Consider the following 25,322-nt stretch of genomic DNA (forward strand, 5'->3'; position numbering starts at 1 on the left):
TACTGGTGTATGCGATGTGAGCAATAGCGCAGGGGACAAATTCCGGTATCAGATGTTAATGACATCGCCCTTCCTCAGCACTTCAGCAACTTCCGGTCTGAGAATTTCAGACGGAAGCGGTTTCCCCTCTGAAAGTAGTTTTCTTATCCTTGTTTGACTCGTGTTCTCGTGAAATTCATCTCCATGAGGGCATACTTTTCTTGAAGCCATTCCATTGCAGACTTTGCAGTAGAATGTTTCCTCATACTTGAGCGGCACAATACCAACGTCGAAATTGTCGAATATTCTATGCCCGGCGTAAGGGTCATAATAGCTGCCCACACCGGCCTGATCCCTGCCTACAATATAATGGGAACACCCAAAATTTCTTCTCACGATAGCATAGAAAAGAACCGCTTTTGGTCCTGCATACCGCATTGATATCGAAAGTGAAGCGAGCAGCACCCTGTCGCTCCGATAATAGTGAGAGACGAATACTTCATATGCCTCCATTATGACTTCTGGCCTGTAATCACCCTTCTTGAGCTTTCCTATTACCGGCTGTATGAAAAGTGCATCTATATCATCCCTTTCAAGTGTTGCCCTCTGAATATATTCATGAGCGGTATGCGGCGGGTTCCTTGCCTGGTAACCAGCCACATTCCTCCAGCCATTCTTCTGAAAGAGCTCCCGGGTCTCAAGCGGCGTGTATTCAAATTTAGTATGCCGAGTCATTCTGATAAGCTGAACTTTTCCTGAGATGGCGATTTCACCCATCTGTGACAGATCAGAAACGTTCGGATGAGCTTTGTCGGTCGTTCCATATATCTTCTTTGCAATCTCCTCCCGCGATATTGTGAATTTCTCCCCAACCCTGATAATAGCAAATGGAATTCCGGACGTATCCAGGATGGACAGCATATCCGATTCGCCCGCTTCTTTCAGGACAGCTTCATTGTCCTTTCCTGCGGGCGCCAGAAATATGGGCATTGTCCAGGGCATTCCGTTCGAAAGCATGCTTCTGTCCAAGACGTTTTTGAAATCTTCCCTCCCCATAAAGCCTTCCAGGGGACTATAGGCTCCTGTACATATTTTTTCAGCATCATATATCTGGTCTATCAACGGTTTTATCGCCGGGATCTCGGATGCTTCCTCTCTCCGCCTAAGTAATTCGTTTTCGCCGGGAATGCCGTTGACAAGTTTTCCACCATAAGGGGACGGTATCATTCAGCATCATCCCGTCAGGGCACAATGTGATGCACCGGTTTTGCAGACATCTCCCACTGACGTGTCAATGGGTCATAGTGTGAATCAACGAAGACATGCCAGTTCTCATCGTCCACGTGCGGATAGTCTGCCCGGTAGTAATAGCCCGGCCATCTCGTTTCCTTTCTGTGAAGTGTGTGTCTTATCACCGCCTCAGCAACCCAGATTCTGTGGCTCAGCTCCCACGTTCTCTGCAGCTGGTGAAGATCCTCCGCTCCAATGCTCTTCATGTCCTCCTTAAGCATGAGAAGCAGGTTTAATCCCTTGTTAAGGAGTTTCTCATTTGTCGAGTAGTATGATCCAACACCCCCGCAGTATTCGTCCATTATCTTCTCGAGTCGTTGAAGACCCTGCTTGGGTGTGATGAAGAAGGGGGAAACGCTTCCCTTCACAATTACATGCTTCCCCACTTCATAATTTTCCAGTGGCTTGTACAACTCCTCCCTCAAAGCTTCTATCTGAGATAAATCGATTTGCGGCTTGTAATCAGCATGATCTCTCAGAAACCTTACTGCGGCCTTCGCTGCAAGACGACCTTCGGTGAAAGAGCCAGATGAGAACTTGTGGGCGCTGCCGCCGACAGTATCACCTGCTCCGAAGAGGCCCTCAACGGTCGTCATCCTGTTGTATCCCCAGTTATAATCCGATGGAGCCATGTCCTCCGGCCCGCTCACCCAGGCGCCTGCACAGACAGCATGCGATCCCATTACATACGGTTCAGACATGGTGAGTTCTGACGGATCCACCTTCGGGTCTATATTCTGAGAAGCCCACATTACAGCCTGGCCTATTGTCATGTCCAGAAAATCCTCCCAGCCAAGCTCTTCCTTTTCGCGCGTGTCGAGAGAGCGTTCAGTGTGTATGTAGATTGGACCCTTTCCTGCCTTTATCTCTTCAAGCATCAGGTGATTCCTCAGGCACGTCGGCATTGGTTTTGCATCTGCATACTTGGTTCCAACATATGTCCTCAGATTATCGATGTGCGCCTTCTCATACTCCTCACCATATGCATTTGTCGCGACTGATTTGAGCATGAGAAACCATGCCCCGACCGGACCATAACCGTCCTTGAAACGTGTGACCACAATTCTGTTTTCCATCTGTATCATGTCGGCCCCGACCTGCATCAGTAGGGCATATGCAGATCCATTGTTCCAGGGTGGATACCAAGTTCTTCCCGCTCCCTCTCCCACAGATCGCGGTCTGTATATGTGTGAGGCGCCTGCAGCACAGACTATGACAGCTTTCGCCCTGAATACGTAGAATGTGCCTTCCCTGACATCCAGACCCACCGCGCCGGCTATACGCCTGGGATTCCGCATATCTGTAAGCAGATGTGTGATCATTACCCTGTTGTACACTTCATCTACCGATTTTTGAGCTGCTTCTGCAATTATTGGCTTATATGATTCGCCATGAATCATGATTTGCCACCTTCCTTCCCTCTGGTAGTGACCATTCTCCCTGTTGTACATCATGGGAAGGCCCCACTCCTCAAACATATGGACAGTAGCATCGACGTGCCTCGCTATATCGTACAGCAGATCCTCCCTCACGAGTCCCATCAGATCGCCTCTTGCATACCTGACAAAATCTTCAGGCATGTTTTCATTCCATCTCATTCCCATATAGCAGTTAATAGCCGATAATCCGTGTGCCACTGCTCCACTTCTCTCAATATTTGCCTTTTCGACGATAACAATGCGAAGATCCCTACCCCAGTATCCGGCCTCGTAGGCTGCCCCGCATCCTGCAAATCCTCCTCCCACTATCAATACGTCACAGTCAACGCGCTTTACAGATTTTGTCTTTCCAATTGACAGAGATATCATCTCCCGTTTTCAGTTCTTACTTTTACTGCCGTCGTTCACAAATGCATGAAGTTTCGGAAGGCTTTCCACTTTTAGATAATCAGGCTCATGCGAGAGCAGCGGCGTGTGAATAGAATCTTTCTCGGGAGCAGGGTAGCTCCTTGCAGATTTGATTGATCCCCACTTAGTGGTACGGATAGGAAAAGTGAATTCCTTTATGCGGCCGTCCCTGTATTTGATCTTCCATGATACCGCTCCCTTTTCAGGTTCGCGAAGTACGGTGACACCGTGCCCGAGCGGGGCAAAGTCCGCGTATCCCCTGACATCGATGGCATGTTCCGGGCAGTATTTCACACAGGTATAGCATTCCCAACACATGTCGGGTTCCACATTGAAAGCGCGCCTGTTGATTGGGTCGATGTGCATTATGTCGCTAGGACAGAGCTCGACGCATTTACCGCATCCGTCACACATCGTCATGTAAACAAATGTTGGCATTCTGATTCACGACTCCTCAATCTTCTTTTATGAAACTCACTTTAGAAGGCGATGGCAAATGAGAATATCCATCGGCAGAATCAATTTCCCTGTGTATTGCATAAACCGGTTTGTAGATGATATGAAGGAACTTTGACCATCCCATTGAGAGGAAGGGAAAAGCAGTGACAGGCAGATAAAATATAAGCGCTATTTCTGTCGCCACAAGCGAACCGCTAAGATCGGCAAATTCCAGTATGAATTGGAAAACCACGGCAAGCATGATTGAAAAAAGGAACATGTCAGCACGAATAGAGCGGAAAATGGAGTCCTTCTCTGATCTGACATTCACGCGCATAAAAAGCATCAGAATTCCGCCAAGGAGCAGCATAGTGTTACCTGTGTTTGTAGCAATTTCAAGCGGATTCGAGATTGGAGACGCATTGAGTGTCGGGTAAACGAACGCCTTGGAAAGCATCGATAGAGCCGATACAATGAATCCCCAGAACAGAAGCAGATGAGCGATACGTCTCGGTATGTCAACTCCTTTTTCATTGCATGAAGCAATTTCACCGGAAAAGGCGATATTTCTGAGAAGGACCCGCATTATTACCGAGGAGTGGGATACATGCTTACCTCCAGAAACCCTTCCAAAACTCCTTTTCCAGGCCCTCTCCTGTTCATATGCCCTGATTTTTTTCCGCACGAGGGCGTCATACATAACACCGAGGATGGCTCCTAAAACCAGAATCAGTACAAACAACCGAAAGTAGTCCGATGGGAAAAACACATCTATGTTTACAGCGGCCATTCTATGAACCATTCAGGGCAATGAATTTTCTTTACTTATACTTATTCGATAACGACTGATTTCGACTGACATTGTCAGGCACATATATTTTCGTTGCTGACCGGGTAAATAATGAACCGCTTCCGTATTGAAAACACTGCATCGGGAAGCGGCTTTACTGAAAGAATATTTATGAATCTGCGGGAAGGGAGAAAGATTAATACGCATGTAAACGTAAAGCGAGAATTGAAGGTCTGCCCGGAATGAACAGCAGGAAAAAAGACGAGAAAGATGCGAACGGTGGCCTAGGACTTGATTTGCTGGATGTCGGAATTATCAAGGAATTGCAGAAGAATTCCCGAACATCCTACAGGCAGATTGCCAGAAATTTCGGCGTCAGTGTGACGACAGTGAGCGAAAGAGTAAACAGGATGGTTAAGGAGGGCCTGATAAGAAGCTTTACCGTCATTGTTAACCCTGAGAAATCTGGACCAATTTTCTGCGCAGCACTTTACATCAAAGCAAGTAACGGATGTGACCCGAGAGAGGTTGGCAGGAATGTTTCAAAGATAAAGGGGATTTGTTACACTTATCAGGCGCTCGGATTGTACGACATAATAGCTCTTGGCAGCGCCATCAGCAAGAAGGATTTTTCCACAATGATTAGGGATGTCACATCAGTTGATGGAATAAAAGAAGTCATACCGTCGATGGTCATAGACACAATAAAGGAAGAGCCCCGTCACCCGATAAGCATACCCGGAAAATAGTAGCGACGTTGAATTCTTGCATGTACTTTTCAGAATGTCGTGTTCTTTGAAGCTCTCGCAATTATCCTTTTTGACATTTCGGCCATCTCTTCACACATGCGTCTGTACGCCTGATCGTCTACCGTTGTCATCTCACCCATGTCACTGCCGATCAACGCATACTCGGAAAAGGTGTAAATGGTCGAGTCCGGATAAAGGAACAAAAGGAAACCTTTTACTGCCATGCTCGTTGCAAGAAGCAACTCGAATTGCCGCACGATGCTGTCTGAAAGTTTTCGGCTCCTGAACTCATGAATTTCTTCCTTGTTGAAGGCTCTATCCGCAAGAAAAGAGGAAGCCCGCAAGCTCATGGGTTGTCCCTCGACTGCGGAGAGACCTGCTGATGACACGATCATATCCCTTTCACCTGCTTCCTTCTTAAGCAAATATTCCATGATCGGGCTCGCATCAGCATTTGCACTGCCTACAACCAGAATTCGTTTAACAGGTTTGCCAAAAACAAGCCTTCTGATTATGTTTTCAGACAAGTTTATTCCTTGACTGGTATTTCGAAATCGATTCTTTCAATTATGTCTTCCTTTCGGATTGGCAAAATGTTCCTATAGGCAGGAAACATGTCTGAGCTGAAGCGTTCCGCTATAGCACCGTTATCTTCCTTGGCCGCCTGTTCACCTATGAGTAGAACATCATCATCTTCCCTGACGACTACTCCACCTGCCCTGAAAACAGCACGGTAAACCGTTGCATCCGCTCCTCTTCCGCCATGAGGAGAAAAAGGTTTAGGATCCGAATACTTCACGTAAACGATTTTCACCGGAAATGCACCGAGATCAATACCTGCATTTCAGATGAAGAGAGTTATTGCAGAAGGATCGGAAGCCCATTGAAGAAATGTGGCCGCTCCGACAACGTCTGCACCAGGCAGTGTGAGATTCTCCTTCGTTGTTCCAAAAAGCTTCATGGTTGGCGAACATGCATTTATGTGAACACCTGATTCGGCCGCCATCTGAAGCATCTGTTGCACGGATGGCATTCCGCCTTTCGATATCAGTCCCTTCAGCTGTTCAGCATTTAGTCCGAGGTCCTTTGAAGGTTCAAGTGCATCCGCCTGACCCTTGGTCAGAAGTTTCATTCCTCCAAAGGTGAAGTACATGTATACTTCCATTCCCTGGGCCGCCGCAGTCGTGGCCAGTATCAAGGCCGGATATGCGGCATCCATGGTGCCTTTGCTCACAACTAGTACTAGCTTGTTCTTTGATTCAGATTTCTCTACCGCGTTTTGCATTTACTGTTGTCCCCGATACCTTATTCCTTACACGTTATAAGTAAATTACCAGCCACTTACAGACATTGTCAAGAAGATCCGCTAAATTAGGGGTAGAACTAAATATATATCAATACGACATGATTACACCATTATGTCATCTGAAGCGAAAGTTTTTGATTTCAGGGGACTGCAGTGCCCCCTCCCCGTGTTTGAGACAAGCAAGGCTATCAAACAGATAAATGTCGGAGAAACGATTCTTGTTATGGCAAACGACCCGGCCGCAAAACCTGATCTGCAGGCATGGTCGAAGAGAACGGGACATGAGATCGTGAATCTTGAGGAAAAAGAGGATTTTGTGAGCTTTACAATTAAGAGATCGCACTGACATTTGAACAGTTTCTCTATCAGAAAACAAACTGGATGGATCTGAATGGAGGGGGAGAGGTATCGATATCTAGTACATTTACCCCTCCTCGTTGTGTAATGACAGACATTTTTTGCATCGGCTCAGTTCGTTGTACTATTGTCCTACCAAAAGTATAATTAATAAAGTGTCCATTAGAATGTCTTAAATGATTAACATTGTCAGGCTGATGATTTTAAACGAACATAAAGGAGAATGACTGATGTCAATCCTCAAAAATTTGCCAAAGAGAGAGGATTCGCAATCGCCATCTATGATTATTTCAGGAGCAAGGGGACATGGCAAACAGTCTGATGAAACAGCCAAAAGGATTTTCGCTGAAATGCGCAGTGATTTTAGATACAAAGATTTTGTTTTAGGCTGCCTTAACTGCGGTGAATGCACTACAGGCTGTCCGGCAGCCAGATTTTACGATTTCAGCCCAAGAGAAATGCTTCAGGTGGCGATGTCTGAAGATCCCGACGTTCTGCTTGACGCCATGCAGGAAAAAATATGGGCCTGCTGCCAGTGTTATACATGCAACATGAGATGCAGATTCGGAAATGATATAGCGGGAATAATAAGCGTAATGAGAGAACTTGCAGTGAAAAATGGCCTTGAAAGCGCAAAGGAAGTCCTGAAACCCGCAAGCAGGAGTCTCCTCAAAGTTATGACACATGGAACCCAAGTGTCGCCGGACATGATACAACCAGATTTCTTTATTGACTGGGATCCAAAGGCTGTATCGAAATCTGGTGATCTTCAACTGCTCCGAAAAGCGATACCGATAGATGTTCTTCAGGTAACTGACTCGTCGTGGGAGGTTTCCATGCAAACTGCACTCGAGCTTGCCCAGATTTATGAAGAGTCTGGAGTGCTCGATATGCTCAGGTCCCTTGATCCCGACCTTGTGGAAATGATTGTTGATATAATTTCAGACTGGAAAGATGAATTCGAAGATATGAAAGAAAAATTCGGCATGAAGAGCGATGATGGAAAATGAAGATGCTAAGTGCGGATCAGATAAGAGAAGTGGTTAAGGCCAGAACTGAAAACAGAGCTGTTTCTGATAAGAAGGTAGCCGACGTAAGGGAAGAAATGTGGAACCTGCACGATAAAGGGGAGCTTATTGTAATACCAATCGAAAGTAAAAATAAGCCTATCCCGGTTCAGACATTATTTGGCTGGGAGAAAAAGATTCCGACTGATTACCTCTGGCACCATAAATCATGCGGGCAATGCGGCAACATACCTGGTTATCCCGCATCCCTCCTTTGGTTCATGAATGAATTTGGAACACACTATCTGAATGAACCGCATCAGACATCTTGTACTGCATGGAACTATCACGGCACAGGTACATCGAACCCGGTAGCTCTGGCAGCTGTCGCTGTGAGAAACTGGTACAGGGCATATGAAACTGGTACATTCCCTCTCATACACTGCGGTACAAGCTACGGTGATTACAAGGAAATGAGGAAACTCCTCGTTGAGAACAAGGAAACAAGGGAAAAGGTAAGAGACATAATGCATCACATGGGAAAGGAACTCGTGATACCCGAAGAAATAGTGCATTACAGTGAGTGGGTGCATGTTATGCGGGACAGGATGGCATCCATGAAAAAGTATAATCTGTCAGACATAATTGCAACCGTCCATGAACCCTGCCATTATTACAAAATGGTTCCAGAGGATGCCATTTACGATTTCGGTGTCAACGGGGGACAGCGGCCTGCACCTCCAACGGCGCTCATGCTTGCACTCGGCGCAAAAGTTGCGGATTACAGCACATGGTATGACTGCTGCGGTTTCGGATTCCGGCATATTCTGACAGAGAGGGAGTTTACAAGATCATTTGCCACGCTGCGGAAAATTAAACCGATGGTGGAAGAGGCTCATTCTGATGTTGCAATCACCACCGATACCGGCTGCGTGACAACACTGGACAAGAGCCAGTGGATAGGCAAGGTTCATGGAATGGATTTCATGGTGCCGGTACTCGCCGACGTCCAGATTGCTGCGCTGGCAGCCGGAGCCCACCCATATAAGATCGTTCAGGTACACTGGCATGCGTCCCCAACCGAGAAGCTGATGGAGAAAATGGGAATAGACTACACCTCGTACAAAAACGATTTCATGGCTTACCTGGAGCAGATTAAGGGCGGAGGGAAGATCGAGTATCTTTACGAACCTCACAGAGAAATGGAAAAATATTTCGCAGTCAACAAAGGCCAGGTTCTTCCCGAAGATGTTCCCCGGCCCGAAGAGGCAAAAATCAGACAGGGTTAGGTGATATTCTGACCGCAGCACGCATACTTGTCATAGGAGGAGGACCAGCGGGACTGAGTGCGTCGATGGATCTTTTCGGTGCGGGAGCTGAGGTGGTTCTGGTGGAAAAGGAATCTTTTCTTGGCGGGACCCCAAAGCGCCTTCACTACAGCCTGATAGCACCGGATCTCAAACCTGTGGAGGAAGTACTCGACCCTTTGATAAAAGAGGTAAAGTCCTCAGGGATAAGGACGAAACTCGGCACAATTGTTTCATCCATCAGGAATCATGATAAGAGTGTACAGGCAACATTCAAATCAATCTCTGACGGAAAGGAGGAAAAAGACGCTTTTGACGCGGTCGTGCTGGCCACCGGATTCTCGCACTGGGATCCGCATAAGAAGTACGAATACGGCTACGGCCTCTATCCAGATGTCATTGACTTCAAGGATTTTGAACAGATGCTTTCGGAGGACCGCCTCATCAGACCATCCAATGGTCAGATGCCTAAACGGATAGGGTGGCTTCTCTGCGTAGGTTCGCGGGACAGGCAGGTTGGAAAATTCTACTGCTGCAGGCTTGGCTGCGCAGTATCGATAAAACAGGCAATGGAGGTGAAGAAGAAGCATCCGGAAATTGACACTTACATCTATTACATGGACATTAGGACATATGGCTTTTGGGAAGACCAGCTGTACTGGAAATCCATGGAGGAAATGAATGTCAAATACATACGCGGACGTATAGGGGCCATCAGCAAGGGAGAAGACGGCAGTCTTATTGCAATGGCCGAAGATACAATTCTACAGAGACCCAGTGAAGTTCCGTTCGACATGCTTGTGCTTGCCACAGGAATGGAGGCAAGCGAGGGAACTGTCGAAATGGCCAAAATGCTTGGACTGGAAATGGAAGAGCATGGCTTTGTTAGGCCGCTTCAGGCAGACAGCCTTCCCGTGCATACTACAGTTGAAAACGTGTTTGTAGCCGGCACAGCTACGGGCCCAAAAGCGATACCCGATGCCATAACAGAGGGCTCGGCAGCCGCGATAAAGGTACTCAATTACGTGAGGAAGAGGTCGATAAAAACAAATGCCAGAGCTTATGCTGAATAGTTACCGCATGCGTGAAATTGCGGATGCGACAATAGGACATGAATGGGAGGCGGAGCTCAGAGCTTACGTTGAACTTCTCAGGCGTAAATCCGAAATTGTCACTTCAATGACACGGGAAAGAGACAGGAGTGAAGAATTCAGGAAAGACTTCATAAGAATGTGTTTCACATCGAGGAGGTATGCTGACTCCATTCTCTCACACAACACGCCTGGTGGGATTGATATGGCCATTGAGTCCCTCGCGTCGGCAGACGATGAACCGGAGGCATGCATTGCCATATTTGCCGGCCTGCATGGTGCACCTGCTGAAGTGATAAGAGATCTTGCCTTTGAAATGATTCACTTTTCATTTCCGGAAAAATACGGACTGGCGACAAGATGGGTCTGGAATCCTGCACGAGGCACTGGTGCTCTTAGGGAGGCAATAATGGCCGATAGGATGGAAATGAATTTCACCCAGATACAGAAAGTAATGAGAAACATATACTCGTCTCTCATTGTTCATGGATACAGATTTCATGATTTTTTTCCACTTGACCTCATAAGCGCTCTCCATTATTCACAGGATGTCATAGGAGCAAAGGACAACTCAATGAACGCTGGTGGAATGGAGGCTCTTTTCCCGAACCATGGAGTGATTTCGATAATGATACTCGGACTGAAGGAGATACGTTATGCCAATCCATGAGAAGCACTTGATTGCAAAAGAAAAAATACTGCAGAAGGACAGGGCAGAACTTGAAGGGAGGGATGTTTCAGGACAGTGGAACATTTTCATACAGCAGAGAATCCTGTCACAATATGAGCCGTCCATTGCAGAGGATATTGCATCGACGCATGAAGGGAGAACCATCAACAGATGCTGGCAATGCGGTACTTGCACATCCGGTTGCTGTATGCATACTGATTTCGGCCTTCGGGAGTTCAATCCCCGATACTTCATTTATCTTGCAAGGATTGGGGATGAGGAAGAACTGAAGAAACAGAAGGATGTTATCTGGCGCTGCCTATCATGCAACAAGTGCGTTGAAAGATGCCCGAAGGATGTGAGGGTTGAAGAGGTCATACATGCCATTGACGGGTACATGAGGAAGAAGGGATGGATGACTGATACTCCCGCAAGCAGGTGGGACAGGGAGTATGTCAACAATGTCCTGGAGACTGGAATACTTGATGAAATAATGCTCCTCAGGAACTATATCAAGAAGGAGGAACTGAAGGAATTTGACTCCGGCTACATGATGAGGATGGGGATGCGCCTTGCCAGAACTGGTAGACTGAGAACCGGTCCCGTCAGGCACAGGACAAAAGGCTGGAAGAAGATCAAAAAAGTCGCTGAAGAAATACTGGAAAAGGATGGATATGAACTACCAAAAAGGTGATATTGCTTTTTACCCTGGCTGTTCGCTAGACGGACTCGGAAAAGCTTACAGGAAGAGCTCGGAGCTTGTAACAAAGGATCTGGGCATTCAGATGGAAGAGATTGTGAACTATAACTGCTGTGGAGCGGCGGAAGTCAAGACCGTGAGCTACGATCTGTCCGTTTTTCTCCCCGGAAGAAATCTCGCACTTGCAAAAGAAATGGGTTCAAAGACAGTCGTTGCGCCTTGCAATGGATGTGTCTTTTCTCTGGGAAGAGCAAATAAAGCGATAGCTGAAGACACCGCGACCAAAGAAAGGGTTAACGAATATCTTGAAAGGGCCGGTGCACCATCATATAATGGTGAAGTGGAGGTAAAGCACATAATAGAAGTCATATACCAGCAGGCCGGACTCGATACAATCCGCAACATGGTCAGGAGACCACTGAAAGGCATAAAAGTTGCCTGTTACTACGGTTGCCTGTACACCAGGCCAAAGATTTACACAGGAGCTGGTTCCTGGGATAAAGACAACCCGGAACACCCCCACTTCATGGACGACATCATGGAAGCAATAGGGGCAGAAGTGGTCGACTACCCTCTGAAAACGGTATGCTGCGGTGGCGGCCATGCAATAGCCGATCGTGAGGTATCTGTTGGCTTCAGCGCTTCAATACTTAATGAAGCGGCAAGAGCAGGGGCTGATTTTGTAGTAACAATGTGTCCTCTGGGGCAGATGAATATCGAGGCAAACATACCAATGATTGTAAAGCAATATGGTCAGCAGATAGTGAGGCCGGTCGTTTATTTCACTCAGCTAATGGCGCTTGCATTCGGCCACAGCCGGAGAGATGTGCGACTTGGAGACAATTTTTCCGATGGTGGAAAGATTTTACGCCAGAAGGGATTCTAGTCAAGGGAGGTAGGAATGATGACGTTCATAAATGGATGTGAACTGCCCGACAACCTGCTCTACTTTGTGGAAGGAAACCAGATGTCGTGGATAAGACTGGAAGAAGATGAGGCTGTCATAGGACTGACGGATCCCGCCCAGACAAGGGCCGGAAAGATAGTTGTTATCAGGGTGAAGGGGGAGGGCACAAGCAGACCAAAGGGAAAGCCACTGGCAACAATTGAAAGCGGAAAGTGGGCAGGTGCTGTTCTGTCACCGTTAACAGGCGTAGTCGTGAAACCCAATGAGGAACTCACCGCCCATCCTGAACTGATTAACAACGATCCTTACGGTAAAGGATGGATTGTCAGGGTGAAAATGATCAATCGGGAGGAAAGCAGTTCTCTCCTCCGGGGTGAACAGGCCATGGAAAAATACAGAGAACTGATAGGCAGGGACAACATACGCTGCATCAGATGCCAGCAGTGAGGTGGCAAATATGGTTGAAGTTGAAGGAAAGAAGTTGCTTATTGTGATGACAACAGGCCCGGAAGATCCTGAGAAGACATATGCCCCATTCTATACAGCAGCACTCTCTGCTGCGATGGAGGTGGATACATCAATGTACTTCCTCATGCACGCGCCAAAGCTTCTGAAAAATGGCTCCGCGGAACAGGTCAGACTGAAGAAAGGCGGAACACTGAAGCAGTTCATTAACATGGCGCTGGAGGGAGGAGTGAAATTCTATGCCTGCGAGGAAAGCTTGCGCGATCTTTGCGACATAGATCCGAAGGATGTAATAGAAGGGGTTAAAGTTGTCGGCTCCTCCACACTGGCTGATCTTGCACTTGACTCAGATTCGGTTCTAAGTTTTTGAGGTGAAGATGACGGACCTTGAGATAATAAATCTCGGTCCCGTAGACGGTTATGTAATGACAAACGTGTTTGTTGCTCTTTCGTACGCAGTCAGCGAGGAAAGGCGCAATGATGTGCTTGTCTTATGCCACCCTGAAAAGCCATTTGCGAACGTAGGGTTCCATCAGGAGACGCTCAGGGAGATTGACATTGACTATTGCACAAGACATTCCATACCCGTTGTCAGAAGGGTTATCGGAGGGGGGGCGATAGCAGACGGACCATGGGAGGAAGATTACTTCCTAATAAGCAGGATCGGTTCTAAGTCGACACGGGGAACGTTAAAGGAATATTACGGCAGGATGCTTGAACCAGTTTCATCCGCATTGCACAGACTGGGGCTGAACGCAACCAGACAGGGGCTGAACGACCTTGCAGTGGATGGCAGAAAGATTAGCGCAAACGGGGCTGTGGACATAGAAGGGGCAAGGGTTCTTACAGGCGATATTCTTCTAGACCTGAACATCGACATCATGGCAGGCATACTGAAGGTCCCGGAAGAAAAATTCAGGGATAAAATAGCAAAAACGATGATGGAGCATCTAACGGGAATCAGACAGACTCTTGGACGGGAAATCGAACGGGGAGAAATTGACAAACTGCTTGCAGAGGAGTTTGGAAGACTCTACGACGGCGTGAAAAGTTCTGATATAACAGAACATGAGAAAAAGCGTCTTGACCTGTTGGTAGAGGAAAGGAAAAGACAGGAGTGGATTTTCTCTCGGGACAGTGATAGGAGCGAGCTATTTGCAGATCGCAGGATAGTCAAGATCAATGAGGGTACTTTTCTTTGCAAGGCAGACTACAAAGCACAGAAGCTGATACGAGTTACAATGCTTGTTGAGTCAGGGAGGATTAAAAATATAGCCATTTCGGGGGACTTTTTTACCGTGCCCGTAAGCTGGAAGCTGGAAAGACTTGAAAGACGCCTTGAGGGAACTCCTCTGAATCATGAAGATATCAAATCCATTGTTGACACTTTGATTTCTCAGGATGGCGTAACAGTGCTCGGCGCGGAGCCAGAAGATTTCGCATCTGCAATAATGGATGCCGCCAGGCATCCGGAAATTTCGAATGAAAACAGAGGCTGAAAGTTTGAAAAGCGAACTGAGGGAAATTCTGTCGACAGTTCCGCATCCTGAAAGGCGTTCCTCCCTGATAGAGCTGGGTATGATATCTTCGATTAATGCAGAAGGAAAAAGAGTCAGGGTCGTTGCCTCCATACCTGAAGGATACCAACTGGCAGACATCATAAAATCAGACATAGAAACGGTGTTGAAGGATGCTGGATACGACTGCGCAGTTGAATTCACAATCAAAGGGAAGACCGTGCCGGATGAAAGGAAGTCAAGGAAACTTCCCATAATTGTCACAGGAACCAGAGAAAGAACAGGCATAGACGCACTTCCACGGAACGACATAGGAAATATCATCGCCGTGGCATCCGGCAAGGGAGGAGTGGGAAAGAGCTTTATTACGACCGCGATAGCGACGCATCTTACCTCACTGGGATACAGGACAGGCATACTGGACGCAGACATCACTGGTCCGTGTATTTCTCGAATGCTTGGACTGAGGGACCTTCCTGAACTCGGGGAAAATAACAGAATGAAGCCGCTGGTGTCAAGAATGGGCATCAGGGTGATGTCCATTGACCTGATAATGGACAAATTCAAAACACCACTGGTGTGGAGAGGACCTCTGATAAACAGCGCGATCAGAGGGTTGTTTTCGGAAACTGAATGGGGTGATTTACACTACCTGCTGGTAGATCTGCCTCCCGGCACATCAGATGCACCGCTGACTGTATTCCAGTCGTTGACTCCGGATGGCGTGCTTTTCGTCACCAGTCCGATGGAAGTTGCGAGATCCGTAGTTGCCCGTTCAATAGCCATGGCGAGTGAGATGCATGTACCTGTTATAGGAGTGGTTGAGAATATGGCATTTCTCAGGCTTCCAGACGGTTCGCGCATAAATGTATTTGGAAGAGAGGAAGGCAAAAAAGTTGCTGAGGAGTTTGGTGTTCCATACATTGGATCTGTTCAGCTCGATCCTGCCGTTAGCGCGCTGTCAGATCGTGGGGAGATTGAACTTTACAGCAACAGTCAATTCTTCAGGATAATCAGGAATTTGAGATTCAGCCTTCTGCGCATTTCACCGGACACAAGAAGGGGATGACTAATGCCCAGAATACGCGTTATATCCAGAATCGGGAATCCATTCTTTTCCGGGGTAACAGGAAAGACCGCAAAGACTGTGCCGCCGGAACATCTTGAGATTCTAAACAGTCTCTTCTTTGAAGGTGAAGTGGATAAAGGAGGCACTGTGGAAATCGACGGGCGGAGATATGTGTGCACCTCGTACGGATGGGCATGTGAGGAATAATATGGAGTCACAGTTCCTTATAATTCTTTTTTCATCTCCAGTGCAGCACAGGGAAGCTGAATCGGCAAGGGACAGGGCACAGTCACTCATGGCGGCAGGCAAAAAGGTGTCAATATTCCTTCTGGGAGATGGTGTTTACAATGCTTCTGAAGAGCTAATTCAGCCTGGCAATCCGGGTGTTGTTTCATCTTTTGCTCAGATGGAAGAGGCAGACATTGTTTGCTGTTCGACATGTTTGGCTATGAGGGGAGTGAACAGGCTCATTGGAACGGCGAGGAAAGGGAGCCTGGAAGATCTTGTGGATAAAATGGAAAAGGCGGATATCATACTGAATTACACGGCGGAGGAATGATGAGAGTTACTGTTTTGCTGACACGACCTCCCCTATCCACCGCACACGTGACGGAGGCATTGCGCGTCTCCTTAATGCTCGCTGCTCTAGGGCACGACGTATCTCTGGTTCTAATTGACGATGGAGTATTCATGCTTCTGGAAAATATGGGAGCCTCATTCGGGCTCGAAACACTGAAAAGGGCGGATGGTGCTGACGGCCTTCATCTGTGTGTTCACGGTGATTCCGTCAGAAAATTACTGCCTGATATGAAAATACCAGCAACTTACAGCATGCTTGAGACCAGAGACATTGCATCAATGATTCTCTCAGAGAAAGTGCTGGTGTTCTGATGCAGGTGCTAATCCACATGCACAGAAGAATTCAAATGAAATCCGGAATTATAGAGGTGGTATCCGAAATCTGCAGGAGAACGGAAACAACAATTGTCCTCGGGGGCGCTGCAGTATTTTCCGCCGGTAATTTGCAGCATACGCTCAATTCCTGTCGGGCACAGTATAGATTGTGTGTGGAGAATGTGGCCGAAAGCCATCCGCTCCCAGCTGATGTTGAGCGTTTGAGCACTGATGAAGTGACAAAGCTTATTGCTGTGACAGAGCGGGTAATACTGTTCTGAGAAGGTGGCGGCATCAGATCATGCATAGCTGCCACCCGGGCAAATGATAAAAAGTAGCAAACTCTTTAGCATCCTCCAAAAATCAGGGAGAATGCAATTGAAAGGGTGTAAACCCGTGTCCGGCAGAACGGAGCTGAGAAGAAACGTCAGCCTTCTGGCCGAAATCCTCGGTGACACAATAAGGCACTTGGAAGGAAAAGATTCATTCGAAATAGTAGAAAGGGTCAGAAGACTTTCGGTAGACGCAAGACACGGAAATTCATTCGCAGCAGCGGAACTTCAGAGACTCATAGAAGGATTCGACGAAAGAAAACTTCTACTGCTTGTAAGGGCGTTCACCGCCTATTTTCATATTACCAATGTTGCTGAGGATGTATACAGGATACGTTCAGTCCGAGCCGATTCGGGTACGGAAAGAAACAGAGGTTCGGTTGTTGAAATACTGTCAAAACTGAAAGAAGAAGGTCTTAAACCGCTTGAAGTCCAAAACTTTTTCAACTCATTGAGCCTTGAATTTGTAGTCACACCTCATCCCACCGAGGTCAGAAGAAAAACAGTAGTTGAGAAGATAAAGAGAGTTGAGGAAGCGCTACTGATATCGCATGAATCGGAAACCGCACGACAAAGGAGCAGAGCGCTTGAGGATATCAGGGAGGAAATTACGGGTCTCTGGCTCACTGACGAGCTCAGGGAACGCAAGCCGGGAATTGAAGATGAGCTGAAGTACGGGCTTTATTTTTTCGATATAAACATAATCGAAATGATTCCGCTTTTTTACAGGCGTCTTGCTTTTGCCTTTGAGAGCGTGTTTCGGGGAACACAATACCGTTTTCCCACATTTCTGCGCTATACATCATGGATCGGTTCTGATGCCGACGGTAATCCATACACCAGCGGAAACACACTTCTGACAGCGCTGAAAATGCAGCAGAGGCTCCTCTTTTCAAAATACAAGAGGAAGGTAACAGATCTGATTTCAAGGCTTTCGATATCGACAATATATTCGAAAGTTGATCCGGTTATGCTTGATCTCGCTGAAAGATACAGGAAACAGTTCCCTCAAGCGTGGAGCGAAATATCGTCTGTTAACGAGAATGAACCTTACAGGGCGTTGTGCAGTTTCATAATAGCTCGGATGGAAGAAACTGAGCTGGGTTCGCGGAATGGCTATCATTCTGGAGAAGAAATGCTTTCTGATCTTTTGATTATGCAAAAGAGCTTATCTGACAGCGGTGCCAAGGCAATTGCTGCGGGCGCGCTCGAAGATTTGATAAGAATGGTTGAGACGTTTTCGATTCATCTTGCATCACTTGATCTTCGTTTTCATTCAACTGAACAGAAAGAAGCTGTTTGTGATGTTATCAGAGGAATTGGAATTGATATTGAATACAGCAAACTTGAAGAGATGGAAAGGAAAGAACTGCTCGAAAGTGTTCTTTCTTCAGGAGTCGCCAGTGCAACCAGAACGAAAGCCATGATGCGGCCAAACAGAATTTCCTCCATGCTCTTGGCGGCGAAGGAGGCACAGCTCAGATTTGGACCAGAGGCAATTGGAAGCTACATTGTAAGCAACACTGATTCAGTAATACAGATTCTTGAAGCGCTGATTCTGCAGAACTTCGCAGGTCTTGGAGAAAACGGAACGGAAGCACTCCCAATTGTGCCGCTGTTCGAAACATACGAGGACCTGAAGCGATGTAATGTGATAATGTCTGAGGCGTTCGAAAATTCTCACTACAGGAAGTTTCTGATGCGTAAAGGGAAAATACAGGAAATAATGCTTGGTTATTCAGATAGCAACAAAGATGCCGGCTACATGACATCCAGATGGCTGATATTCCGCTCCCAGATGGAACTTCTCAAAACAGCCGCAAAGCATGGGATAGGCTTGAAGTTTTTCCATGGACGTGGTGGTTCCATAAGCAGAGGAGGTGGCCCGGCACGTCTTGCTATCCTGTCCCAGCCAATAGAATCTGCGGAGTGCAGACTCAAGTTTACCGAACAGGGAGAGGTGCTCTGGAGCAGATACTTCGACAGCAGCATAACATTCAGAGAATACGAGCAGACAGTAAGCGCTTTGCTAGAGTTGAGTAAGAAAGGTATTCGGCCACGCGATGACTGGTTCAGAGAAATGGAACGAATTTCTGAAAGTTCACATGAGGCATATCGCAGCCTCCTAAATGACAGGAGACTGCCAGGATACTTGGAAGAGACGACCCCACTGAGCTACCTGCCACTTTTGAATATGGGAACGCGTCCGGCTTCGAGAGGAAGCATGACTCTTTCAAACCTGAGAGCAATACCCTGGGTTTTTGCCTGGACACAGAACAGGCACATAATTTCAGGATGGTACGGAGCCGGCGAGGGTCTCTGTACCCGATCTACGTCCAGGAAAAATACGCAGCAGGGAATGCTATCAGAGTGGTATTTCTTCCGTTCAATAATCGACATGCTTGAAATGACGCTTGCCAAAACAGATATGAGAGTCGCTTCCACTTATGCAGAATTTGCCTCAAAGGAGAACTCGGGCATCTATAGCAATGTAAAGAAGGAATACCTAAAGACAACAGGGTTAGTAACGTGTCTCAGAAGGGAGAAGAAACTACTCCAACACAACAGTATGCTGAGCGAGAGCATTTTTCTGAGAAACCCCTATGTTGATATAATAAACCTAGTTCAGGCGGAAACAATGAAAAGAATAAAGGAAGGACGCAAAAGCAAGGACCTTGAAAGGATATTGCTGCTGAGCATTAAAGGAATTGCATCCGGTATGAGGAATACAGGTTGAATGACTCTTCAGAAAAATTCGTAACAAGTCCTGCAATCTGAGCGAACATCACCTTGAATTGGCAATTTCGGATTACAGAATGGCTTAAGAAACACGAAGATTCATTCGAATTAAACCGGTAAGTCCGAAAAGATTTGAGAAATTTGCTCGTCAAGGTACACAGTAGGCTGTGGAAAATATGACTATCTGCAAATTAGTACGGGCGGATCCTTTCACTTCTCATACTCATCATAATCATTCGTAAGTCCACAATAGATGCGTATTTCTCGTCGGAAAAGGTCGTCAGGATATACTTCCAGCATGACGAAGCTGAGAAGGCGTTCATGGAAGTAAAGGAGAGGAATGCGATGAGAAGGATACTTCACAGGTTCCGGAATAGAGTCAGCACATATCTGAAGGCTGTTAACCATCCCTCATATCTGCAGCATGACGTCGCGAAATGGGGGCTGTAGCCGGGAGGCAGGAGAGAGAAGACAACGGAGATAGAGAAACTGAGGGGGCATCTATCTGGTAAGCGTCATCGGCAGCGGATCTGCAGTCACGCAGAGGGGACGTACTGACGAAGTAGAACATGAATCTCGTGAAGGATATCGATCCGGAAAAACAAGTCCACGTCCGCTAATTTGTCTATATTCAGGATGGATATTTACACTTGAAGTAACTATTGAGCCTGTCTGCGAAAGCTGTAACCTGTTGAGGTAATGCAGGAAATCTAAAAAGATAGGGAATCTGGAGTGGCAAAATTCAATTTGAAGGCGGCTGAACCACTACCTGCGACGGCTGCCATCTATTCCTCGTAGAGTCTCGTATCTTCACGTATGCGATAATAAGTAATATCCCAGTTATGAAACCTCCAAACAGCAATTGCAGTATACCCAGCACAAGTGATGGTGTTTCAGCTTCTTCCACCTTTTCCTCGGCAAGATTCTTATACACAAGAAAATAATCAAGAAGTATCCATAAAAGGCCTATAAGAAAAATTATTCCAAATACGAGGCCGAAAAGGCCAATTCCAAATCCAGAAGGACCCACAGTAGTGGTACCGCCCGGAGAGGTGGTTGTAACGGTACTGCTAAAAATCATAAGGCCCGCAATTAAAAATAGCCCTACAACAAAGAAAACCGCCTGAAGAATCAAAGCAATTAATGTAAGCGTTTTTGCAGTGCTAGCATCACTGTCTAACATAAGAATGCATAGTTTAGAGGGAGTATAAAAACTTCGGGTTCCGCGCCACTTTGGGACAAAATTCAAACACAAGTTATGCCGATCAGTTCCGCTTCAGAGTATGTGAGCTACTAGCACTCTCTGATATTGTGGACATTTGGCTTAAGAAATTCTTCGATCCCCTTTCTTCCTGGCAGCTTCTTCAATATCTTTGCAGGATGGTTGTCTTCAGTAGGTACATTGCAGATTACAGGTTCGAACAAATTTGGCAGATGTTTGGTCACTGCTGCGAGTCGAGTACGGGCGCCTGCCTGCTTGATGTGCGCCCGTGATGGAATCCCCTTGACTCCTGAATGTGGAGTTTGATTTCGAAAGCATGACGTCACGCTATACTGTTGGGTGACCACACAGGTCGTCCTGGCTGCATATAGGACGTTGCCGGGCGTGTCGTCCATCGGCGTGAAGTTAATTATCACCATGCCCTTGAGTGTTAGCAAAACGTGAAAATTCCACCGTGCTGTGATCGTCTGTTGATGTGAACATACGTCAATTCACACGCATACCGCATTCGCGAGCTACCTGGTGGAGTTGAGCGGGTCGGCAATATCATTGAGCTGTGCAATATCGCATGATGCTGATTCTATAAACTTGTCCGGGATTTCACCGTATGCACATATATGCCACGTCCCGACAGATGGTGCTATATACCTTGGTTCATTCAAACAGGATGCTCAGCTTTACTTTTATCACTGCCCTTTTTCGATCGAATGAGAAATGCGCAACTCCCTTTTTCTGCTCAATGAATGATTCATTCACAGACGTTACTTTTCGAGAACATTCGTATGCTCATATCCACCATGGCATCCCAGTGGTTTAGCAGATACATGGGAATTTCTGTCCAAAGGCAGCGTATGTAGTTAAATTTATATAGAAGTGCTAACATAAGATATCATTCGGTGATAAATTTGGTTGACAACAGCACAGTAATTAAGGCGTATCCGAGAAAGAGCGGGTTGAGAACTAGAAACTTCGACGATTTCTTTGAGGACATGCCGAGAACATTCGCAGAATGGATGAGACCGTTCTTCAGGGACTTTCCGTCGCTTGGTTTCTTTGAGCCCTGGACTTCGGAGAATAGTATGGTGCCCTACATGGATATTCAGGAAGCCGACAAGGAATACAATGTTACGGTAGATCTTCCGGGTGTGATGAAGGAGGACATTGAAGTAAAGGTAACAGAGGACAACACCATAGAGATAACAGGGAAAAGAAACGAGAAGAAAGAAGAAAGAAACGCAAACTACCTCAGACAGGAGCGAAGCAGTTATAACTTCCACAGAAGTTTCTCACTGCCTGAAGAGATTGACGGTGAAAAGGTTGAGGCAAAAGTCGAAAATGGTGTTCTGTTTCTAAGGTTGCCTAAAAAGGAAGAGGCTGCGAGAAAAGTGAAGAAAGTGGAAATCAAATAAACTAAAAACCTTTTCTACTATTTATTCCAATAATTATTCTGGAGATTGATGGAACGTCAGGAAAGGGAGACAGATTTTTAAAGGTTGTCGAATCTAAACCAAAAGACGTTGGCAGAGGAATCGCCCGCATAGATCCTGCAGTAATAGAAATTCTTGGAATTCAGGTAGGAGACGTCGTTCAGATTGAGGGCAAGAAGAGCACTGTTGCAATCGTATGGCCCGGTTACCCTGAAGATACCAACAGGGGAATAGTCAGAATTGACGGAAGCACCAGGAGAAATGCGGGAGCAACAATAGACGATAAGGTTTCAGTCCAGAAAGTTTCTGCCAAGAGAGCGTCAAGGCTGACTCTTGCACCAACTGAGCCCTTAAGGATAATGGGAGGCGATGAATATCTCTCCCAGATACTGGAAGAACGAGCTGTTACAAAAGGAGATATCATTGAGATAAACATAATGGGGAGAAAGGTAGATCTAGTCATCCTGTCGTTCCAGCCTCCTGCAGAGGCTGTAATTGTCGACAGGGAAAGCGAAATAAAACTCAGTGAAAAACCGGTAAAGGAGGAGCTGGCAAAGCTTCCCAGAGTAACATATGAAGATATAGGCGGCCTCAAGGATGAGGTCAAGAAGGTCAGGGAGATGATAGAACTCCCGCTGAAACATCCTGAGCTGTTCGAGAGACTTGGAGTTGAGGCACCGAAGGGCGTTCTACTGCACGGTCCCCCAGGAACGGGAAAAACACTGCTGGCGAAGGCCGTAGTGAGTGAGACTAACGCGAACTTTCTCAGCATTACCGGCCCGGAGATAATGAGCAAATTCTATGGCGAGAGTGAGGAACGGCTGCGTGAGATATTCAAGCAGGCTGAGGAGAATGCCCCGAGCATCATATTCATCGATGAGATAGACAGCATTGCACCCAAGAGAGACGAAGTTACAGGCGAGACGGAGAGGAGAGTGGTTGCCCAGCTGCTCGCACTCATGGACGGGCTGGAGAGCAGAGGCAAGGTCGTCGTAATAGGGGCAACGAACAGGCCCAACGCAATCGACGCAGCACTGAGGAGACCGGGCCGTTTTGACAGGGAGATAGAAATAAACATACCAGACAGAACAGGCAGGGCAGAGATACTCAGCATTCATACCAGAGGTATGCCGCTTGACAAGGATGTCGATCTCGAGCAGATAGCCGATCTGACGCATGGTTACGCTGGAGCAGATGTGTCTGCACTTACAAAGGAGGCAGCAATGAGGGCGCTGAGGAGGATTATGCCACACCTTGACTTGGAGCTGGACGCGATACCGGCAGAAATACTCAACACCATGAATGTTACGCAGAGCGATTTTTTTGCTGCACTGAAAGATCTGCAGCCGTCCTCAATGAGAGAGGTTCTCATTGAAAAGCCCAACGTACACTGGAGTGACATTGGCGGACTGCAATCCGCTAAACAGGAATTGAAAGAGGCCGTCGAATGGCCACTGAAATATGCTTCACTGTTCTATCAGGTGAAGGCACGGACTCCGAGAGGCGTACTAATGTATGGTCCTCCGGGTACCGGGAAGACAATGCTGGCAAAGGCGGTTGCGACAGAAAGTCAGGCTAACTTCATCAATGTGAAGGGACCGGAATTCCTCAGCAAGTGGGTGGGTGAAAGCGAGAAGGCAGTCAGGGAAATTTTCAGAAAGGCAAGACAGGCCTCACCCTGTATTATTTTTATTGATGAAATAGACAGCATAGTTCCAAAGAGAGGGGGAGATGGAGATAACAGGGTGACTGAAAGGATAATAAGCCAGATGCTCACAGAGATGGACGGACTGGAATCGCTTCACAATGTTGTTGTGATAGCGGCGACAAACAGGCCCGATCTTATAGATGACGCAGTTCTGCGGCCCGGGCGTTTCGACAGGGTGGTGTCGATACCGCTTCCCGACGAAGAAGCCAGAAAAGAGATAATAAGAATACAGACAAGAGAGATGCCGCTTGAGAAGGATGTGGATTTAGATGAGCTTGCGGCAAAGACAGACGGCTTTACAGGAGCAGACGTTTCAGGACTGTGCAATGAGGCAGCATTATTGAGAATAAGGAGATATGTAGAATCTGGAGGAAAACTTACAGAATCGTCTATAAAGGAACTCAAGATTGCCATGAATGACTTCAAAGCTGCAACAGAAAAGATAAGACCGACGTCCAGAATAGAGCTCGACAAGTACGTTAAGATTGCCAGGGAGTTCCAGTATGTGGGGTAATTATGCCTAGGTCACAGGGAGTTCCAAAGAGAGATGAAATCATAGCACTCACAGCAGAAGTGCTTGCAAAAGCCGGATTCTACCTGGCAGAGTGCACTGGCCTCAGGAGCATAACCTTTGATATTGTTGCCAGGAGGGACAGGGACCTGCTGCTTATCAAAATACTCAGGAACGTAGACGGTTTCAGCAGGGAAAATGCAGTGGAGATGAAAAGAGTAGCCAATGCACTTGATGGAAAACCAATAATTATCGGCCTGCATTCAGGAGGAGGATTGCTCGAAGACGGTATAGTCTATACTCGATTTGACATACCGATAATAACTCCTTCCACTCTTGAAGATGAATTTCTTGAAGGCATACCACCCTTCATAATGGCCGAACCAGGGGGACTCTATGTCAGGATTGACGGGGACATGCTCAGGACAATGAGGGAGGAGATGAATATTTCACTGGGCGCTCTCTCCGAGATTGCAGGTGTTTCGAGGAGAGCCATTCAGATGTATGAAAGCGGAATGAAAGCCATGATTGACGTTGCCCAGCGGCTGGAAGATTTCTTTGACAGACCGTTCGTGTTGCCTTTTGAAGACTGGAGAATTAACGAGGAGGGGCAGAGGGACGAATGGGACAGGGAATTTGACAAATTCACAGGATTCGACGGAACAGTATACAAGATGCTTTCAGAAATTGGCTATTCAGTCCTTCCAACCAGACACTCAGTATTCGACGCACTGACAAGGGACAGCAGAAGCGTCTTTATTGCATGGCTCGGAAGCGGAATAGAAGAATTCAGGGACAAACTCAGCGTCCTTGACAACATTATGAGAATCACAGAGAAGGATGCGCTGATATTTGTCGAACATAACACTGAAAAGGTTGAATTGAAAGGTATTCCTGTTGTTGACAGGGAGTATCTTATGACACTCCAGTTTCCTGAAGAGCTTGCAGCCTATGCACAGGATAAGAGAAATACAAAAATGAGTTCTCCATAGCTACAATG

28 protein-coding genes are annotated in these 25,322 nt (G+C 46.9%); 20 read left to right on the forward strand and 8 right to left on the reverse strand.

The features are described from left to right. Nucleotides 1–48 precede the first annotated feature (48 nt). The 4 genes from sat to KIS29_00750 are packed head-to-tail and all read right to left on the reverse strand — an operon-like array spanning nucleotide 49 to nucleotide 4,254. Nucleotides 49–1,206 carry a sulfate adenylyltransferase gene (gene sat / locus KIS29_00735; protein MBX8638848.1) on the reverse strand — a complete coding sequence of 386 codons (1,158 nt, stop codon included), beginning with the start codon at nucleotides 1,204–1,206 and terminating at the stop codon, nucleotides 49–51. A gap of 14 nt (nucleotides 1,207–1,220) precedes the next feature. Next, on the reverse strand, nucleotides 1,221–3,077 hold the full coding sequence (aprA, locus tag KIS29_00740; GenBank protein ID MBX8638849.1) for an adenylyl-sulfate reductase subunit alpha: 1,857 nt from the start codon (nucleotides 3,075–3,077) through the stop codon (nucleotides 1,221–1,223). A gap of 9 nt (nucleotides 3,078–3,086) precedes the next feature. Beyond that, entirely contained in the window at nucleotides 3,087–3,554 is a 468-nt protein-coding gene (gene aprB, locus KIS29_00745) for an adenylyl-sulfate reductase subunit beta (GenBank protein ID MBX8638850.1), read from the reverse strand. Nucleotides 3,555–3,570: 16 nt separating this feature from the next. Beyond that, nucleotides 3,571–4,254: a hypothetical protein gene (locus KIS29_00750; GenBank protein ID MBX8638851.1), complete on the reverse strand. Its 684-nt coding sequence runs from the start codon at nucleotides 4,252–4,254 to the stop codon at nucleotides 3,571–3,573. A gap of 332 nt (nucleotides 4,255–4,586) precedes the next feature. On the opposite strand from KIS29_00750, the gene KIS29_00755 reads away from it, so the two are divergent. After that, entirely contained in the window at nucleotides 4,587–5,093 is a 507-nt protein-coding gene (locus tag KIS29_00755; protein ID MBX8638852.1) for an Lrp/AsnC family transcriptional regulator, read from the forward strand. Nucleotides 5,094–5,122: 29 nt separating this feature from the next. Here the strand turns inward: KIS29_00755 and KIS29_00760 are convergent, their stop codons facing one another. Genes KIS29_00760 through KIS29_00770 form a run of 3 tightly spaced genes read right to left on the reverse strand, consistent with a single transcriptional unit; the run spans nucleotide 5,123 to nucleotide 6,378 of the window. After that, nucleotides 5,123–5,620, reverse strand: coding sequence for a hypothetical protein (locus KIS29_00760; protein MBX8638853.1), 498 nt, complete (start codon nucleotides 5,618–5,620; stop codon nucleotides 5,123–5,125). Nucleotides 5,621–5,622: 2 nt separating this feature from the next. Continuing rightward, nucleotides 5,623–5,907 carry a hypothetical protein gene (locus KIS29_00765; GenBank protein ID MBX8638854.1) on the reverse strand — a complete coding sequence of 95 codons (285 nt, stop codon included), beginning with the start codon at nucleotides 5,905–5,907 and terminating at the stop codon, nucleotides 5,623–5,625. 30 nt (nucleotides 5,908–5,937) lie between these two features. Then, nucleotides 5,938–6,378 carry a DsrE/DsrF/DrsH-like family protein gene (locus tag KIS29_00770; GenBank protein MBX8638855.1) on the reverse strand — a complete coding sequence of 147 codons (441 nt, stop codon included), beginning with the start codon at nucleotides 6,376–6,378 and terminating at the stop codon, nucleotides 5,938–5,940. Nucleotides 6,379–6,511: 133 nt separating this feature from the next. Here KIS29_00770 and KIS29_00775 point away from each other — a divergent pair, with 133 nt between their 5' ends. From KIS29_00775 to KIS29_00850, 16 genes are all read left to right on the forward strand, one after another. Further along, nucleotides 6,512–6,745 (forward strand): sulfurtransferase TusA family protein, encoded by a 234-nt coding sequence (locus KIS29_00775; GenBank protein MBX8638856.1) that lies wholly within the window; start codon nucleotides 6,512–6,514, stop codon nucleotides 6,743–6,745. A gap of 292 nt (nucleotides 6,746–7,037) precedes the next feature. Continuing rightward, complete coding sequence (locus KIS29_00780; protein ID MBX8638857.1) at nucleotides 7,038–7,766, forward strand: 4Fe-4S dicluster domain-containing protein; 729 nt, start codon at nucleotides 7,038–7,040, stop codon at nucleotides 7,764–7,766. Between the two features lie 2 nt (nucleotides 7,767–7,768). After that, nucleotides 7,769–9,052 (forward strand): heterodisulfide reductase subunit B, encoded by a 1,284-nt coding sequence (locus KIS29_00785; GenBank protein MBX8638858.1) that lies wholly within the window; start codon nucleotides 7,769–7,771, stop codon nucleotides 9,050–9,052. Between the two features lie 65 nt (nucleotides 9,053–9,117). Then, on the forward strand, nucleotides 9,118–10,143 hold the full coding sequence (locus KIS29_00790; GenBank protein ID MBX8638859.1) for an FAD-dependent oxidoreductase: 1,026 nt from the start codon (nucleotides 9,118–9,120) through the stop codon (nucleotides 10,141–10,143). A gap of 7 nt (nucleotides 10,144–10,150) precedes the next feature. Continuing rightward, the gene (locus tag KIS29_00795; GenBank protein ID MBX8638860.1) at nucleotides 10,151–10,831 is read left to right on the forward strand and encodes a hypothetical protein; all 681 of its coding nucleotides are present in this window, start codon (nucleotides 10,151–10,153) and stop codon (nucleotides 10,829–10,831) included. After that, nucleotides 10,818–11,525, forward strand: coding sequence for a 4Fe-4S dicluster domain-containing protein (locus KIS29_00800; GenBank protein MBX8638861.1), 708 nt, complete (start codon nucleotides 10,818–10,820; stop codon nucleotides 11,523–11,525). Before KIS29_00795 ends, KIS29_00800 begins: the two co-directional genes overlap by 14 nt. Further along, nucleotides 11,506–12,417 carry a CoB--CoM heterodisulfide reductase iron-sulfur subunit B family protein gene (locus KIS29_00805; GenBank protein ID MBX8638862.1) on the forward strand — a complete coding sequence of 304 codons (912 nt, stop codon included), beginning with the start codon at nucleotides 11,506–11,508 and terminating at the stop codon, nucleotides 12,415–12,417. The genes KIS29_00800 and KIS29_00805 overlap by 20 nt, the downstream gene beginning before the upstream one ends. A gap of 18 nt (nucleotides 12,418–12,435) precedes the next feature. Then, complete coding sequence (locus KIS29_00810) at nucleotides 12,436–12,885, forward strand: glycine cleavage system protein H (GenBank protein MBX8638863.1); 450 nt, start codon at nucleotides 12,436–12,438, stop codon at nucleotides 12,883–12,885. A gap of 10 nt (nucleotides 12,886–12,895) precedes the next feature. Beyond that, entirely contained in the window at nucleotides 12,896–13,273 is a 378-nt protein-coding gene (locus tag KIS29_00815) for a DsrE family protein (protein MBX8638864.1), read from the forward strand. Between the two features lie 7 nt (nucleotides 13,274–13,280). Beyond that, nucleotides 13,281–14,402, forward strand: coding sequence for a lipoate--protein ligase family protein (locus KIS29_00820; GenBank protein ID MBX8638865.1), 1,122 nt, complete (start codon nucleotides 13,281–13,283; stop codon nucleotides 14,400–14,402). After that, complete coding sequence (locus KIS29_00825) at nucleotides 14,386–15,489, forward strand: ATP-binding protein (protein ID MBX8638866.1); 1,104 nt, start codon at nucleotides 14,386–14,388, stop codon at nucleotides 15,487–15,489. The genes KIS29_00820 and KIS29_00825 overlap by 17 nt, the downstream gene beginning before the upstream one ends. 3 nt (nucleotides 15,490–15,492) lie before the next feature. Beyond that, nucleotides 15,493–15,696: a hypothetical protein gene (locus tag KIS29_00830; protein ID MBX8638867.1), complete on the forward strand. Its 204-nt coding sequence runs from the start codon at nucleotides 15,493–15,495 to the stop codon at nucleotides 15,694–15,696. Nucleotide 15,697: 1 nt separating this feature from the next. After that, entirely contained in the window at nucleotides 15,698–16,048 is a 351-nt protein-coding gene (locus tag KIS29_00835) for a DsrE family protein (protein MBX8638868.1), read from the forward strand. Then, nucleotides 16,045–16,380, forward strand: a complete 336-nt coding sequence (locus KIS29_00840) for a DsrE family protein (protein MBX8638869.1) — start codon at nucleotides 16,045–16,047, stop codon at nucleotides 16,378–16,380. The genes KIS29_00835 and KIS29_00840 overlap by 4 nt, the downstream gene beginning before the upstream one ends. A 35-nt stretch (nucleotides 16,381–16,415) precedes the next feature. Next, nucleotides 16,416–16,664, forward strand: a complete 249-nt coding sequence (locus KIS29_00845; protein MBX8638870.1) for a hypothetical protein — start codon at nucleotides 16,416–16,418, stop codon at nucleotides 16,662–16,664. 115 nt (nucleotides 16,665–16,779) lie between these two features. Then, a complete protein-coding gene (locus KIS29_00850) occupies nucleotides 16,780–19,452 on the forward strand; it encodes a phosphoenolpyruvate carboxylase (protein MBX8638871.1) in 2,673 nt (890 codons plus the stop codon). A 744-nt stretch (nucleotides 19,453–20,196) separates the two neighbouring features. On the opposite strand, the gene KIS29_00855 is transcribed toward KIS29_00850, so the two are convergent. After that, a complete protein-coding gene (locus tag KIS29_00855; GenBank protein ID MBX8638872.1) occupies nucleotides 20,197–20,637 on the reverse strand; it encodes a hypothetical protein in 441 nt (146 codons plus the stop codon). A gap of 935 nt (nucleotides 20,638–21,572) precedes the next feature. On the opposite strand from KIS29_00855, the gene KIS29_00860 reads away from it, so the two are divergent. From KIS29_00860 to KIS29_00870, 3 genes are read left to right on the forward strand one after another with little or no spacing between them, the layout of a single operon-like run. Beyond that, entirely contained in the window at nucleotides 21,573–22,085 is a 513-nt protein-coding gene (locus KIS29_00860) for an Hsp20/alpha crystallin family protein (protein MBX8638873.1), read from the forward strand. Between the two features lie 44 nt (nucleotides 22,086–22,129). Further along, entirely contained in the window at nucleotides 22,130–24,325 is a 2,196-nt protein-coding gene (locus KIS29_00865) for a CDC48 family AAA ATPase (GenBank protein MBX8638874.1), read from the forward strand. 2 nt (nucleotides 24,326–24,327) lie between these two features. Beyond that, on the forward strand, nucleotides 24,328–25,314 hold the full coding sequence (locus KIS29_00870) for a transcriptional regulator (GenBank protein ID MBX8638875.1): 987 nt from the start codon (nucleotides 24,328–24,330) through the stop codon (nucleotides 25,312–25,314). Nucleotides 25,315–25,322: the final 8 nt, after the last annotated feature.

The organism is Candidatus Sysuiplasma jiujiangense, assembly GCA_019721075.1.
Classification (GTDB): Archaea; Thermoplasmatota; Thermoplasmata; order Sysuiplasmatales; family Sysuiplasmataceae; genus Sysuiplasma; species Sysuiplasma jiujiangense.